14 protein-coding genes are annotated in these 14,033 nt (G+C 72.0%); 9 read left to right on the top strand and 5 right to left on the bottom strand.

The features are described from left to right. Positions 1–12: 12 nt before the first annotated feature. On the top strand, positions 13–873 hold the full coding sequence (locus tag OG386_RS29250; RefSeq protein WP_328790579.1) for a DUF4429 domain-containing protein: 861 nt from the start codon (positions 13–15) through the stop codon (positions 871–873). A gap of 28 nt (positions 874–901) precedes the next feature. Here OG386_RS29250 and OG386_RS29245 read toward each other — a convergent pair whose 3' ends face one another. Both OG386_RS29245 and OG386_RS29240 read right to left on the bottom strand, forming a co-directional pair. Beyond that, a complete protein-coding gene (locus tag OG386_RS29245) occupies positions 902–1,924 on the bottom strand; it encodes an aldo/keto reductase (protein WP_328790578.1) in 1,023 nt (340 codons plus the stop codon). Beyond that, positions 1,921–2,319, bottom strand: coding sequence for a MerR family transcriptional regulator (locus OG386_RS29240; protein WP_202201697.1), 399 nt, complete (start codon positions 2,317–2,319; stop codon positions 1,921–1,923). Before OG386_RS29240 ends, OG386_RS29245 begins: the two co-directional genes overlap by 4 nt. A gap of 78 nt (positions 2,320–2,397) precedes the next feature. Here OG386_RS29240 and OG386_RS29235 point away from each other — a divergent pair, with 78 nt between their 5' ends. Then, positions 2,398–3,216 carry a serine hydrolase domain-containing protein gene (locus OG386_RS29235; protein ID WP_328793397.1) on the top strand — a complete coding sequence of 273 codons (819 nt, stop codon included), beginning with the start codon at positions 2,398–2,400 and terminating at the stop codon, positions 3,214–3,216. A gap of 14 nt (positions 3,217–3,230) precedes the next feature. On the opposite strand, the gene OG386_RS29230 is transcribed toward OG386_RS29235, so the two are convergent. Then, positions 3,231–3,893: a pirin family protein gene (locus OG386_RS29230; protein ID WP_328790577.1), complete on the bottom strand. Its 663-nt coding sequence runs from the start codon at positions 3,891–3,893 to the stop codon at positions 3,231–3,233. Between the two features lie 92 nt (positions 3,894–3,985). On the opposite strand from OG386_RS29230, the gene OG386_RS29225 reads away from it, so the two are divergent. The 5 genes from OG386_RS29225 (at position 3,986) to OG386_RS29205 (ending at position 8,897) form a co-directional block, all read left to right on the top strand. Next, the gene (locus OG386_RS29225; protein WP_328790576.1) at positions 3,986–5,203 is read left to right on the top strand and encodes a PucR family transcriptional regulator; all 1,218 of its coding nucleotides are present in this window, start codon (positions 3,986–3,988) and stop codon (positions 5,201–5,203) included. Between the two features lie 83 nt (positions 5,204–5,286). Further along, positions 5,287–6,210, top strand: coding sequence for an ACP S-malonyltransferase (locus OG386_RS29220; RefSeq protein ID WP_328790575.1), 924 nt, complete (start codon positions 5,287–5,289; stop codon positions 6,208–6,210). 19 nt (positions 6,211–6,229) lie between these two features. Next, entirely contained in the window at positions 6,230–7,234 is a 1,005-nt protein-coding gene (locus OG386_RS29215; RefSeq protein ID WP_030009996.1) for a ketoacyl-ACP synthase III, read from the top strand. A 57-nt stretch (positions 7,235–7,291) separates the two neighbouring features. Beyond that, positions 7,292–7,540 carry an acyl carrier protein gene (locus OG386_RS29210; RefSeq protein ID WP_030009997.1) on the top strand — a complete coding sequence of 83 codons (249 nt, stop codon included), beginning with the start codon at positions 7,292–7,294 and terminating at the stop codon, positions 7,538–7,540. Between the two features lie 79 nt (positions 7,541–7,619). Further along, on the top strand, positions 7,620–8,897 hold the full coding sequence (locus OG386_RS29205) for a beta-ketoacyl-[acyl-carrier-protein] synthase family protein (RefSeq protein ID WP_327385630.1): 1,278 nt from the start codon (positions 7,620–7,622) through the stop codon (positions 8,895–8,897). Positions 8,898–9,071: 174 nt separating this feature from the next. Here OG386_RS29205 and OG386_RS29200 read toward each other — a convergent pair whose 3' ends face one another. Continuing rightward, complete coding sequence (locus OG386_RS29200; RefSeq protein WP_328790574.1) at positions 9,072–9,566, bottom strand: DUF3145 domain-containing protein; 495 nt, start codon at positions 9,564–9,566, stop codon at positions 9,072–9,074. Between the two features lie 248 nt (positions 9,567–9,814). On the opposite strand from OG386_RS29200, the gene OG386_RS29195 reads away from it, so the two are divergent. Next, a complete protein-coding gene (locus OG386_RS29195; RefSeq protein ID WP_328790573.1) occupies positions 9,815–10,714 on the top strand; it encodes an SGNH/GDSL hydrolase family protein in 900 nt (299 codons plus the stop codon). A gap of 87 nt (positions 10,715–10,801) precedes the next feature. On the opposite strand, the gene OG386_RS29190 is transcribed toward OG386_RS29195, so the two are convergent. Next, a complete protein-coding gene (locus OG386_RS29190) occupies positions 10,802–13,288 on the bottom strand; it encodes a beta-glucosidase family protein (protein WP_328790572.1) in 2,487 nt (828 codons plus the stop codon). A gap of 160 nt (positions 13,289–13,448) precedes the next feature. Here OG386_RS29190 and OG386_RS29185 point away from each other — a divergent pair, with 160 nt between their 5' ends. After that, entirely contained in the window at positions 13,449–14,027 is a 579-nt protein-coding gene (locus tag OG386_RS29185) for a TetR/AcrR family transcriptional regulator (protein ID WP_328790571.1), read from the top strand. The last annotated feature ends 6 nt before the right edge of the window (positions 14,028–14,033 follow it).

The raw sequence follows: 14,033 nt of genomic DNA, 5'->3' as shown, positions 1-14,033 counted from the left end.
CCGCCGTTTACGATGTGCCACATGGGTGACGTACTGGCCGGAAATCATGCCGTCTGGGAGTTCGAATCGGACTCGGTGCTCATCCGCTTCGCACGGGGGATCAGAACGCCGAGGCTGCCACGACTCTGGCATGCCCTGGGCTCGCGCCGGATCCCCCTCGAAGCGGTGTCCGCCGTGACAGTGACCGTGACCGGCGGCAAGCGGGACACGGTGATCTTGCGTGTCGTCCCGCGGCCGGGCGCGGATCCGCTGATGGAGGCCGCCGCCGGACAGCTCAAGGAAGCCTGCGACCCGTACCGGCTGGTGCTGCCGGGCGACCGGGCGCCGGCCGCCGTCGCGTTCGCCGACGCGCTGCGGTCCCGGCTCGGGCCGGACGCCGACGAGCCGTCCGAGCGCTTCCTCGTCGACGTGCCGCAGCCGCCGCTGCAGCTGAAGGCGTACGACGCCCGGGTGGGCTTCGACGGCTCGGCGATCACCTTCCAGTGGTCCCGTACGGGCGCCTCCAGCACCAAGTGGAAGGCGGGCGACCAGCGCTTCCCGCTAGCCGCGCTCACCGGCGTCGAGTGGTGCTCCCCGGAGGGCCCCGGCGGGCACCTGCGACTGCTGCTGCGGGACACCACCGGCGACCCCCGCCCCGACCACGACCTGGCGGCGGCCGTCTTCGGCACGGGCTACGGGGCGGTGCACGAGTCGCTGCCGTTCGCCGCGGCCGTCCTGGCCGCCCTGCGCGCCCGCACCCCGGTCGCCTCCGTGCCGCGGGCCCGCTCCGGCGACGACCGGCTGCGCCACCTGAGCGAGCTGCACGCGGCGGGGCTGCTCACGGACGCGGAGTACGCGGCGCTGCGGGACCGGTTCGCCGCCGAGTCGCTCTGAGCGGGGCCCCCGAGCGGGGCTCGGCGGCTCAGACCTCCCGCGCCGCCGAGGTGGAGCTCATGTCCGGGTAGCGGTCCCCGGCGACCTGCGCGGCGATCGGCTCCAGCAGGTCCAGTTCGGCCTGCGTGAGGGTGATCCGGGTCGCCCCGGTGTTCTCGCGCAGCCGTCCCGGCTTGCGGGTGCCCGGGATCGGGACCACGGTCAGCCCGTGCACCTGCGCCCGCTGCTGCACCCAGGCCAGGGCGATCTGCGCCGGGGTCGCACCGCGCTGCGCGGCGATCTCCCGGACCGGGACCAGCAGCGCCGCGTTGGCCTTCGCGTTGTCGCCGTTGAAACGCGGCTGGTAGCGGCGGAAGTCGCCCTGCGACAGCTCCGCGGACGCGTCCGCGAAGGACCCCGTCAAGAAGCCCCGGCCGAGCGGGGAGTACGCCGCGACGGCCACGCCCAGTTCCGCGGCCGCGCCCACCGCGCTGCGCTCCACGTCCCGGCTGAACAGCGACCACTCCGACTGGAGCGCCGCGATCGGGTGCACGGCGTGCGCCTCCCGCAGCTCCGCGCCGGTGACCTCGCTGAGGCCGAGGTGGCGCACCTTGCCCTCGCGGACCAGCTCCGCCATGGCGCCGACCGACTCGGCGAACGGCACGGCCGGGTCGCGCCGGTGCATGTAGTACAGGTCGATGACGTCCACGCCGAGCCGGCGCAGGCTGGCCTCCACGGCCGCGCGGACGTAGGCGCGGTCGTTGCGGACGCCCCGGTAGTGCGGGTCGTCGGTGCGCTCCATGGCGAACTTCGTCGCCAGCGTGATCTCGTCCCGGTGCGCGGCCACGAAGGGCGCCAGGAACTCCTCGTTGCGCCCCCGCCCGTAGACGTCCGCGGTGTCGAAGAGGGTGACCCCGGCGGCCAGCGCCGCGTCCAGGGTCTCCCGGGCCGCCGCCTCGTCGGTGTCCCCGTAGAACTCGCTCATGCCCATGCAACCGAGCCCCTGGACGCCGACCAGCGGGCCGCCCTTGCCGAGCTCGACCTGTTCGAGGGTGGTTCCGTGCTCCGTCATTGCTGTGCCTTCCCCGATACCGTTTTCATGGCGTACATATCGATCTTGTAGTCCAGTACGGCGAGCGCGTCCGTGAGTTCCGTGATCCGCGAGCGCACCTCGCGGCGCGTGCGTTCCAGCAGCTCCCGGCGTTCCCCCACCGTGTGCTCGCCCTCGCGGACCAGTTCGGCGTACCGCACCATGTCCGCCACCGACATCCCCGTGGCGCGCAGCTTGCCCACGAAGGCCAGCCAGTCGAGGTCCTTGTCGGTGAAGCGCCGCTGGCCCGAGTGGGAGCGGTCCACGTGCGGCATCAGGCCGATCCGCTCGTACCAGCGCAGGGTGTGCTGGGTCAGACCGGTCCGGGCCTCGACCTCGCTGATCGTGTACCGCGTCTGCGTCAGGCTCTGGCTCATGGCTCCACGCTAAAACCCTTGAGTGCACTCCAAGCAAGTAGGCTCGGCGGCATGGACAGCGTGGAGGACGGGAACGGCATGGAAAGCCTGCGGATCATCGAGACCTGGCCGGTGCCGACCGCCGCGGCGGCCGTCGTACGGGCCGACGGGAGCCTGGCGGGCTCCCACGGGCCCGTCGACCACCGGTTCGCCCTGGCCTCGGTCACCAAGCCGCTCGCCGCGTACGCCGCCCTCGTCGCGTACGAGGAGGGGGCGATCGAGCTGGACGAGCCGGCCGGGCCCGAGGGGTCGACGGTCCGTCACCTGCTCGCGCACACCAGCGGCCTGGCCTTCGACGAGCACCGGGTGTCGGCCCCGCCCGGGCAGCGCCGGCTGTACTCGAACGCCGGTTTCGAGGAGCTCGGCGACCACATCGCCAAGGCCACCGGCATCCCCTTCGCGGAGTACCTGCACCAGGCGGTCTTCGAGCCGCTGGGCATGGAGCGGACCACCCTGGAGGGCTCGCCCGCCAAGGACGGCGTCTCGACCGTCACCGACCTGCTGCGGTTCGCCGCCGAGCTGCAGGCGCCGCGGCTGCTGGACGTCCGTACGGTCGCCGAGGCCACCTCCGTCGTCCACCCCGGGCTCAAGGGCGTCCTGCCGGGCTACGGGCACCAGTCCCCCAACGACTGGGGCCTCGGCCTGGAGATCCGCGACCACAAGTCCCCGCACTGGACGGGCGCTTCCTCCTCGCCGCGCACCTTCGGGCACTTCGGTCAGGCCGGTACCTTCCTGTGGGTGGACCCGGACGCACGTGCCGCGTGCGTGGCCCTGACCGACCGCCCCTTCGGCCCGTGGGCGGCCGAGGCCTGGACCCCGTTCACCGACGCGGTGCTGGCCGAGCTCCGCTCCCGCTAGGGCTGCCTCGTCGATCAGGCCGGGTCGGGGAACTCCCAGATCAGCAGCTCCCCCGGGGAGCCCGCAACGACTTCCAGGTCCCGCTCGGCGGTGATCCGCACCGAGTCCCCGGGGCCCAGCTCCGCCCCGTCCAGGCGCAGGTCCCCGCGCACCACGTGCAGGTACACCCGGTCCGCCGCGGGTACGGCGACGCGCTCGCCCGCGCCGGGCCGCCGGACGTGCAGCACCGCGCCGGCCGCGGGGACCTCGTAGGGCGCGGCGTCGGCGATCCCCCGGACGACCCCGTACGAGGGCTCGCCGCCCGCGGTGAGGGGCGCGAGCCACGTCTGCACGAACCGCAGTCGCCCGGTGCCGTCGTTGCGCTCCACGTGCCGCGCCCCGGATCCGGCGCTGAGCCGCTGTACGTCGCCGGGGCGCACCACGCTCTTCTCGCCGGTGCTGTCGTGGTGGGTGAGTTCGCCCTCGATCACCCAGGTCACGATCTCGGTGTGGCTGTGCGGGTGCTCGTCGAAGCCGGCGCCCGGCGCGAGGGTCTCCTCGTTGCAGGCGAGCACCGGGCCGAAGCGCAGATTGTCCGGGTCGTAGAAGGTGCCGAAGGAGAAGGCGTGCCGGGTGGTGATCCCGGTGGCCGGGTCCCCGCCCTCGTACCGGTCGGCGCCTGGGCGAACATCAATCATGGACGCCACGGTAGACCCCGCCGCCGGCCGGGGCGCGGGCCACGGGCGGGACCGGACTCCGCGCACCCGTCCCGATAAGGCAGTCTTGTCACGTGCCCCAACCCGAACGTGAGCATTCGCCCGCCCCACATGCCGCGCATCCCGTGCCCGCCCATCCGCACACCGCGACGCTCCGCCGACTGGAGAAGTCCGCGGGTCGGCTGGCCGCCAACGCGATCGCGCGCATGGACGAGACCCTGCCGTGGTACCGGGCCATGCCGCCCGAGAACCGGTCCTGGATCGGCCTGGTCGCCCAGGCCGGCATCGCCGCGTTCACGGAGTGGTTCAGGCACCCGGAGACCCCGCAGGCCATCTCCACCGATGTCTTCGGGACGGCTCCGCGCGAGCTGACCCGGGCGATCACCCTGCGCCAGACCGTCGAGATGGTCCGCACGACGATCGAGGTCATGGAGGCCGCGATCGAGGAGGTCGCGGCCCCGGGCGACGAGTCGATCCTGCGCGAGGCGCTGCTGGTGTACGCCCGGGAGATCGCCTTCGCGACCGCCCAGGTGTACGCGCAGGCCGCCGAGGCGCGCGGGGCCTGGGACGCCCGGCTGGAGTCCCTGGTCGTCAACGCGGTGCTGTCCGGCGAGGCGGACGAGGGTGCGCTGTCCCGGGCGGCGGCGCTGGGCTGGAACTCCCCGGAGCACGTGTGCGTGGTGCTCGGCACCGCGCCGGAGGGCGACAGCGAGCTGACGGTCGAGGCGATCCGGCGCGCGGCCCGTCACCACAAGCTCCAGGTCCTCACCGGTGTGCTCGGGGACCGGCTGGTCGTCATCGCGGGTGGTAGCGACAACCCGATCCAGGTGGCCAAGTCGTTGATCGGACCGTTCGCGGCGGGTCCGGTGGTCGCCGGACCGGTGGTGTCCGACCTGCTGAACGCAACGAAGTCGGCGCAGGCCGCGGCGGCCGGGCTGAAAGCGTGCACGGCCTGGCAGGATGCCCCTCGGCCGGTCCTGGCGGACGATCTCCTGCCGGAACGCGCCATCGCCTCCGATCCCGCCGCCAGGGATCAGCTGGTGGAGGAGATCTACAGACCACTGGAGGAGGCGGGGTCCGCACTGCTGGAGACCCTGAGCGTCTACCTGGAGCAGGCGAGCAGCCTGGAAGGGGCGGCGCGGATGCTGTTCGTGCACCCCAACACGGTGCGCTACCGGCTACGACGTGTGACCGACGTCACCGGATGGTCTCCTTCTGATGTCCGCTCGGCGTTCACTCTGCGAATCGCCCTGATTCTCGGGCGTCTGGCTGACGGCGACGCCCAGTCCTAGACTTTTGTCGAACATCGACAATTACCCCGACCGTTCTTGGTCCCTGTCCCCACGGGCGGCAGGGACCATCCACAAGAGAGAGTGTGAGGGTGCTCGTACTCGTCGCTCCCGGCCAAGGCGCTCAGACGCCCGGCTTCTTGACTCCCTGGCTCGAACTTCCCGGTGCCGCTGACCGCGTCGCCGCGTGGTCGGACGCCATCGAGCTGGACCTTGCCCACTACGGCACGGACGCAGACGCAGACGCGATCCGCGACACGGCCGTGGCCCAGCCCCTGCTCGTCGCCGCGGGCCTGCTGTCCGCGTCCGCGCTCGCTTCCCCGGCCGCCTTCGGCGCCGTCGCAGGCCACAGCGTCGGTGAGATCACCGCCGCCGCCTACGCCGGCGTGCTGTCCGAGGCCGACGCGCTGTCGTTCGTCCGGACCCGCGGTCTGGGGATGGCCGAGGCCGCCGCCGTCACCGAGACCGGCATGGCCGCGGTCCTCGGCGGTGACCGTGACGTGGTCGTCGCACACCTGGAGAAGCTGGGCCTGACGCCCGCCAACATCAACGGCGCGGGTCAGATCGTGGCCGCCGGCACGATGGAGCAGATCGCCGCTCTGGAGGCCGACAAGCCCGAAGGCTCCATGAAGGTCGTCGCCCTCAAGGTCGCGGGCGCGTTCCACACGCACCACATGGCCCCTGCGGTCGCCACGCTGGAGAAGGCCGCCGAGGCCCTCACCCCGGCGGACCCGGCGCTGAAGTACGTCTCGAACAAGGACGGCCTCGTCGTCGCCACGGGCGCCGACGTCGTCGCCCGCCTGGTCGGTCAGGTCGCCAACCCGGTCCGCTGGGACCTGTGCATGGAGACGTTCGCCGAGCTGGGCGTCACGGGGATCATCGAGCTCTGCCCCGGTGGCACCCTGACGGGTCTGGCCAAGCGCGCGCTCAAGGGCGTACCGACCGTGGCTCTGAAGACCCCGGACGATCTCGACAAGGCCGCGGCGCTCGTCGCCGAACTGACGGTCTGAGAGAAGGAGCCCACACAGCATGTCCAAGATCAAGCCGGCCAAGGGCTCCCCTTACGCCCGCATCCTCGGTGTCGGCGGCTACCGCCCGACCCGTGTGGTGCCCAACGAGGTCATCCTCGAGACCATCGATTCGTCCGACGAGTGGATCCGCTCCCGCTCGGGCATCGCGACCCGGCACTGGGCCTCGCCCCAGGAGACCGTCTCCGCGATGTCGGTGGAGGCCTCGGGGAAGGCGCTGGCCGATGCCGGTGTCGCCCCGGAGCAGATCGGTGCCGTGATCGTCTCGACGGTCTCGCACTTCAAGCAGACCCCGGCCGTCGCGACCGAGATCGCGCACCGGATCGGCGCGGGCAAGCCCGCCGCCTTCGACATCTCCGCCGGCTGTGCCGGATTCGGCTACGGCCTGACCCTGGCCAAGGGTCTGGTGGTGGAAGGTTCCGCGGAGTACGTCCTCGTCATCGGCGTGGAGCGGCTCTCGGACCTGACCGACCTGGAGGACCGCGCGACGGCCTTCCTGTTCGGTGACGGCGCCGGCGCCGTGGTCGTCGGTCCCTCGGACGAGCCGGCCATCGGCCCCACGGTGTGGGGTTCGGAGGGCGACAAGTCCGAGACGATCAAGCAGACCGTGCCGTGGGACGAGTACCTCGGCAAGGACGGCGGCGAAAAGTTTCCGGCCATCACCCAGGAGGGTCAGGCGGTCTTCCGCTGGGCCGTCTTCGAGATGGCCAAGGTGGCCCAGCAGGCGCTCGACGCGGCCGGGATCACCGCGGACGACCTGGACGTCTTCATTCCGCACCAGGCGAACATGCGGATCATCGATTCGATGGTGAAGACTCTGAAGCTGCCGGAGCACGTCACGGTCGCCCGTGACGTGGAGACCACCGGCAACACCTCGGCCGCCTCGATTCCGCTCGCTATGGAGCGGCTCCTGGCGACCGGAGCGGCGAAGAGCGGCGACACCGCGCTCGTCATCGGCTTCGGGGCGGGACTCGTCTACGCCGCGACGGTCGTTACCCTCCCCTAGGGCTGGGATCCACATCCCGCCCTGTTTCACCTCAGTTAGCTAGAGAAGGAGCGCCACATGGCCGCCACGCAGGAAGAGATCGTCGAGGGTCTCGCGGAGATCGTCAACGAGATCGCCGGCATCCCCACCGAGGACGTCGCGATCGAGAAGTCCTTCACCGACGACCTGGACGTCGACTCGCTCTCCATGGTCGAGGTCGTCGTCGCCGCCGAAGAGCGCTTCGACGTCAAGATCCCGGACGAGGACGTCAAGAACCTCAAGACGGTCGGCGACGCCGCTGACTACATCCTGAAGCACCAGGCCTGAGCCTGACGAGCGTTTGTCGCCACCTGGCGGTGGCGCCGTGACAATTCAGCACCCCCTGAGACGTGGAGAAAGAATTCCTGTGAGCCCGACCAATCGCACCGTGGTCGTCACCGGTATCGGCGCAACCACTCCGCTGGGTGGCGACAGCGCTTCGACCTGGGAAGGTCTGCTTGCCGGCCGTTCCGGCGTCAAGCCCCTGGAGGGCGAGCGCTTCGCCGAACTCCCGGTACGCATCGCCGCTCGGGCCGCCGTCGACCCGAACGAGGTCCTGCCCCGGCCGCTGGCCCGCAAGCTGGACCGCTCGGCGCAGTTCGCCATCATCGCGGCCCGCGAAGCGTGGGCCGACGCCGGTTACACCACCCCGGCCGGCGAAGAGACGGAAGAAGGCGCCTTCGTCGCGCCCGAGCGTCTGGGCACCGTGATCGCCTCCGGCATCGGCGGTGTCACCACCCTGCTCGACCAGTACGACGTACTGAAGGAAAAGGGCGTGCGCCGGGTCTCCCCGCACACCGTCCCCATGCTCATGCCGAACGGCCCGTCGGCCAACGTCGGCCTCGAGGTCAACGCCCAGGCGGGCGTGCACACTCCCGTCAGCGCCTGCGCGTCCGGCGCCGAGGCCATCGGCTACGCCGTCGAGATGATCCGCACCGGCCGTGCCGACGTGGTCGTCGCCGGCGGCACCGAGGCGGCGATCCACCCGCTGCCGATCGCCGCGTTCGCCAACATGATGGCGATGTCCAAGAACAACGAGAACCCCGAGCAGGCCTCCCGTCCGTACGACAAGGCCCGTGACGGCTTCGTACTGGGCGAGGGCGCGGGCGTCATCGTCCTGGAGTCCGCCGAGCACGCCGCTGCGCGCGGCGCCCGGGTCTACTGCGAGGTGCTGGGCCAGGGTCTGTCCGCGGACAGCCACCACATCGCGCAGCCGGAGCCGACCGGCCGCGGCGTCGCGGCCGCGGTGCAGAACCTGCTCGACAACACCGGTCTGGACCCGGCCGAGCTGGTCCACCTGAACGCGCACGCCACGTCGACCCCGCAGGGTGACACGGCCGAGCTGAAGGCCCTGCGCAAGGTGCTGGGCGACGACCTCGACCACATCGCGATCTCCGCGACCAAGTCGATGACGGGTCACCTGCTGGGCGGCGCGGGCGGTATCGAGACCGTCGCGACCGTGCTGGCGCTGTACCACCGGCTGGCCCCGCCGACGATCAACATCGACGACCTCGACGAGGACATCGACGCGGACATCGTCGTCGGCGAGCCGCGCAAGCTGCCGGCCGACGGCCCGATCTCCGCGATCAACAACTCCTTCGGCTTCGGCGGCCACAACGTGACCCTGGCGTTCCGCACCGTTTAGTGCGCCTGAGCCGGCGCCGCTCTCGCGGATGTGGTCGCCCGCCGCGGGGGTTGCTCAATTGATGGTTGCGGTGTTCGTCGTTTCGAACACCGCAACCACCGCGGCAACGCGTAGAAGGCCCACCCAGGATCCTGGGTGGGCCTTCTACGTGCCTTCTGCGTTCCTGTCGCGGGCTCAGACCACCTGGTGGAGCCAGCGGACCGGGGCGCCCTCGCCCGCGTAGCGGAACGGCTCCAGTTCGTCGTCCCACGGCTTGCCGAGCAGTTTGGCGATCTCCGCCTCCAGGTCGGTCTCGCCGTGCGCGGACCGGGCCAGGGCGGCGCGCAGCCGGTCCTCGGGGATCAGGATGTCGCCGTGCATACCGGTGACGGCGTGGAAGATGCCGAGCTCCGGGGTGGAGCTGTAGCGCTCGCCCTCGGCGTTCGGGCACGGTTCCGCCGTCACTTCGAAGCGCAGCAGGCGCCAGCCGCGCAGCGCGGAGGCGAGTTTCGAGGCGGTGCCCGCTTCGGCCTGCCAGGAGAACTCGGCTCTCCAGGTGCCCGGGGAAGCGGGCTGTCTGATCCAGTCGAGGTTCACCCGCACCCCGAGCACGCCCGCAACAGCCCATTCCACGTGCGGGCAGAGCGCGCGCGGTGCGGAATGCACGTACAGAACTCCACGTGTCGTCACCGGGACCTCCAGTATGGGACGAGGTCGGGAATAAACTCCAGAAAACGGACAGTATGTGACGTGATGTAATGTAACGGAATTTTTTTGACATTGCGCTACGAGACCTGCGGCCGAAACGCCACGGGAAAAAGCTACCGTGCGTCAGGGGTCATGGTGTGACGTACGGTCGCTCCAAGACCCTTAAACAAAGAGCTTTCACTCAGCAGGACCCCCCGAACGACGTGGGGACGACAGGGAGGCCCCTTCCCATGCGCACCACCGCTCCGCGCCGCCGCGCGCGCCGGACCCTCGCGGGCGCGGGCGCGGCGTTCCTCCTGCTGGCCGGGGCGGCCACCGGGTGCAGCTCGGGCGGGTCGGGCGAGCAGGGCGGCGAGCGCGGGGCGCAGGCCGCACCGCGCTGGAACACGGCGCCCGCATCGATCGCGGCCGTGGGGGACTCCATCACGCGTGGTTTCGACGCCTGTTCGGTGCTGGCCGACTGCCCGGAGGTCTCCTGGGCCACCGGGAACGACCCCGCGGTCCGCTCGCTGGCCGCCCGGCTGCTCGGGGACGCCGCGGCACCGGAGCGCAGCTGGAACTATGCGGTGACGGGCTCGCGGATGGCGGACCTGCCGGCCCAGCTGGCCGGGGCCGCCGCGCACAAGCCCGACCTGGTCACGGTGATGGTGGGCTCGAACGACGCCTGCCGGGCCACGGCTTCGTCGATGACCCCGGTGGCGGAGTTCCGGTCCGGATTCGAGAAGGCCCTCGCGGACCTGCGGGCCGCCTCCCCCACCTCCCAGGTGTACGTCTCCAGCGTGCCGGACCTGCAGCGGCTGTGGGAGCAGGGCAAGGACCTCCCGATGGTGCGGCAGATTTGGAAGCTGGGGATCTGTCAGTCCATGCTCGCCGATCCGCTGTCGGCGGCTTCGGGGGCGACGGCCCGGCGCGAGCAGGTGCGGGCGCGGGTGGTGGAGTACAACGAGGTGCTGCGCGAGGTCTGCGCGAAGGACGCGCTGTGCCGCTACGACGGCGGCGCCGTGTTCCAGTACCCCTTCGCGGCGGATCAGTTGAGCCGGTGGGACTGGTTCCATCCGGGCAAGGACGGGCAGGCGCGGCTCGCGGAACTGGCGCACCGCCAGGTGACGGCGGCCGAACCGCCGCGTTGACGCCGTGGTGCGGAAGGGGTCCGGGGGCGGGGGTCAGGTCCCGCCCCCGGACCGGTTCTCAGGGGTGATTTCCGGCCATTCGGCGTGTCACGCGAGGTCGAGCGTCGCGGTCAGCCGGGTGTCGCCGTACGAGTGGCTCGCGCGGACCTCGTAGGTCCCGCCGATCCGCCGCCAGCCGCGGGCTTCCTCGTCCCAGGTCTCGAAGGCCCGGGCGGGCAGCGGGATCTCGGTCTCGACGCTCTCGCCGGGGCCCGCCGCGACGCCCGCGAAGGCGGCCAGCCAGCTCGCCGGGCGTTCCACCGTCGTGCTCCGCGCGCCGTCGGACGCAGTGGTGACGGGGGCGAGGTAGACCTGGACGACCTCGTGGCCGGGGCGGGCGCCGGTGTTGGTGAGGCGGACCCGGACCGCGTCGGCGGTGACCTCCAGGGAGTCGTACGTCCAGTCGGTGTAGCCGAGTCCGTGCCCGAAGGGGTAGGCGGGGGTCACGGCGTGCTTCTCGTAGGCCCGGTAGCCGATGAAGAGCCCCTCGCGGTACTCCAGGCGCCCCTCGGTCGGGACGACCTCGGTGACGGGCGCGTCCGCGAACCGCGCGGGCCAGGTGGTGGGCAGCCGCCCGCCCGGCTCCGCGTCGCCGAGGAGTACGTCGGCCAGCGCGGCCCCGCCCTCCTGCCCGGGGAACCAGGTCAGCAGGATGGCGGCCACGTCCTCGCGCCACGGGAGCTCCACCGGGGAGCCGGCGTTGACGACGACCACCGTGTTCGGGTTGACGGCGGCGACGGCGCGCACCAGGTCGTCCTGGCGGCCGGGGAGGGTGAGGTCCTGCCGGTCGAAGCCCTCGGACTCCACGCGCTCGGTGGTGGCGACGACCACGACGGCGGTGTCGGCCCCGCGCGCGGCGGCCACGGCCTCGGCGATCAGCTCGTCGGCGTCGCGCCGCGGGCCGAGGTGGAGCAGCGAGAACATGATCGCCCTCAGCGGCAGCGCGGACACGTCGGGGACCTGGAAGGTCAGGGACACCTCGACGGGCTCGCCCTCGGTGAGGGTGACGCGGGCGCGCTCGTTGGGAGCGCCGAAGAAGGCCTCGAAGGGGTCGGCCTCGTTGCCCATCTCCTGGATGCCGCTCCACAGCCGCTCGCCGCCGACGGCCAGGACGAAGGCGCCGAGTCCGCGGGTGCCGAAGGCGTGCTCGCCGCTCTCGCGCGGCACGAACGTGCCGCGGACCTCGATGCTCGCCATGGTCTCGTACGCGGCCCCCGCGGGCAGGTCGTCGCCGATCCACTGGACCTGGCCGGAGGGCAGGGCGCCCTCGCCGAGGACGGTCCCGGAGGCGTCGCGGCAGATGGCCCGGAGCTCGAACCCCTGACCGGCGGGGGTGAGCTCGTCGGAGGGGTCGGCGCCGATGCTGTAGGTGAGGGCGCCCTCGGGCAGGGCGGCGGTGAGGCCGTCGAGCGGGGAGACGATCCGCTCGGGGAAGACGGTGGCGCTGCCCCCGCCCAGGACCCGGGCGTCGCGGGCGGCGGCGCCGGAGAGGGCGACGGTGCGGGCGGCGGCCCCGTCGAGCGGTAGCACCCCCTCGTTGCGGACCAGGACGAAGCCGCGGGCGGCGAGCTCGCGGGCCAGCGCCTGGCCGTCGATCGGGGCCGGGGCGCTCTTCACCACGGCGGGGGCGCCCTCCAGGACGCCGACGCGGGCGGCGAGGCGCAGGACGTTGCGCACGGCGTCGTCCACGGCGGACTCGGGGACCTCGCCGGCGCGGACGGCCTCGGCGAGGGCCGGACCGTAGACCGTGGTGGGGCCGGGCATGGCCACGTCCATGCCGCCCAGGACGTCGCCGGCGGTGGAGCGGGCGGCCATCCAGTCGGAGACGTTGCAGCCGTCGAAGCCCCATTCGGCGCGCAGGACCTCGTTCACGAGGTACTGGTGCTCGGTCATGGTCGTGCCGTTGACCTGGTTGTAGGCGGTCATGATGCCCCAGGGGCGGGCGCCCTCGACGATGGCCTCGAACGGCGCCAGGTACAGCTCGCGCAGCGGGCGCGGCGCGATGACGCTGTTGACGGTGAACCGGTCGGTTTCGGCGTCGTTGCCGACGAAGTGCTTGACGGTGGTGCCGACGCCGCCGTCCTGGACGCCGTTCACATAGCCGGCGCCGACGGCGCCGGTGAGGTGCGGGTCCTCGGAGTAGCACTCGAAGTGCCGGCCGCCGAGCGGGGACCGGTGCAGGTTGACGGTGGGCGCGAGGAGGACGTGCACGCCCTTGCGGCGGGCCTCCTGGGCGAGGAGCCGGCCGGCGCGGCGGGCGAGCTCCGGGTCCCAGGCGGCGGCGAGCGCGGTCGGGGACGGCAGGGCGATGGACGGGTCGTCGGCGGTCCAGCGCACGCCGCGGACCCCGATGGGCCCGTCGGAGAAGACCAGGGACTCCAGCCCGATCGCGGGGACGGCGGGCAGGGACCACATGTCCCGGCCGGCCAGGAGCCGGGCCTTGGTGTCGAGGTCCAGTTTGCCCAGCGCCGCCTCGACGGCGTCGTTGCGCAGCTGATCGCGGACTTGATCGCGGACCTGATCGGCATCGGTCACGGCCGTGCCTCCTCGTTGAGTGCGGTTGCTCGGTGCGGTGCCCCCATCGTGGACCTGATACCTGTTGAACGGTAGGGTTCGTAATCTGTTCGTGATATTTGGATGCCGTACGGTCCTGTGGGCAGGGCGCAGCGCATGAACGGGAAGGGGTGCCGGGTCGATGGTCAGGGCGAGGAGCGAGGAACGCCGGGGGGAGATCGTCCGCGCGGCCGTCGAGGTGATCGCGGAGCGCGGCTACCGGGGCGCGTCCCTGGCCGCCGTCGCCGAACGCGTGGGCCTGACCCAGCAGGGGCTGCTGCACTACTTCCCGACCAAGGAGGCCCTGCTGGTCGCGGTGCTGGAGGAACGCGACCGCTGGGACACGGGCGGCGGCTCGCGCTCCGCCGCCGACGCCTGGCGCCTGGACCTGCTGGACTCGCTGGTCGAGTACAACGCCATGCGCCCGGGCATCGTGCAGACCTTCTCGGCGCTGCTGGGCGAGAGCGTCACCGACGGGCACCCGGCCCGGGAGTTCTTCACCGAGCGCTACGCCCAGGTCCGCTCGGAGATGGCGGCGGTGCTGCGCGCCGAGTTCGGCGACCGCCTGCCCTCGGGCCTCACCCCGGAGCAGGTGGCACCGCTGCTGACGGCGGTCATGGACGGTCTCCAGTACCAGTGGCTGCTGGCCCCCGAATCGGTGGACATGCCCGCCGCCTTCCGCGCCTTCCTGACCCTCCTGCGGGGGTCGGACGCCGCCTAGGCGATG

The sequence above is a fragment of the Streptomyces sp. NBC_00273 genome (genome assembly GCF_036178145.1).
In the GTDB taxonomy this organism is placed as follows: domain Bacteria; phylum Actinomycetota; class Actinomycetes; order Streptomycetales; family Streptomycetaceae; genus Streptomyces.
The sequence above is the reverse complement of the archived record's forward strand: the minus strand, read 5'-3'. Positions and strand labels throughout refer to the sequence as shown.

Excerpts from the sequence above, each read along its gene's own strand:
- OG386_RS29240 (WP_202201697.1), bottom strand. The coding sequence starts at position 2,319 with ATGAGCCAGAGCCTGACGCAGACGCGGTACACGATCAGCGAGGTCGAG.
- OG386_RS29185 (WP_328790571.1), top strand. The coding sequence starts at position 13,449 with ATGGTCAGGGCGAGGAGCGAGGAACGCCGGGGGGAGATCGTCCGCGCG.
- OG386_RS29195 (WP_328790573.1), top strand. The coding sequence starts at position 9,815 with ATGCGCACCACCGCTCCGCGCCGCCGCGCGCGCCGGACCCTCGCGGGC.
- OG386_RS29215 (WP_030009996.1), top strand. The coding sequence starts at position 6,230 with ATGTCCAAGATCAAGCCGGCCAAGGGCTCCCCTTACGCCCGCATCCTC.
- OG386_RS29250 (WP_328790579.1), top strand. The coding sequence starts at position 13 with ATGTGCCACATGGGTGACGTACTGGCCGGAAATCATGCCGTCTGGGAG.
- OG386_RS29235 (WP_328793397.1), top strand. The coding sequence starts at position 2,398 with ATGGAAAGCCTGCGGATCATCGAGACCTGGCCGGTGCCGACCGCCGCG.
- OG386_RS29245 (WP_328790578.1), bottom strand. The coding sequence starts at position 1,924 with ATGACGGAGCACGGAACCACCCTCGAACAGGTCGAGCTCGGCAAGGGC.
- OG386_RS29230 (WP_328790577.1), bottom strand. The coding sequence starts at position 3,893 with ATGATTGATGTTCGCCCAGGCGCCGACCGGTACGAGGGCGGGGACCCG.
- OG386_RS29210 (WP_030009997.1), top strand. The coding sequence starts at position 7,292 with ATGGCCGCCACGCAGGAAGAGATCGTCGAGGGTCTCGCGGAGATCGTC.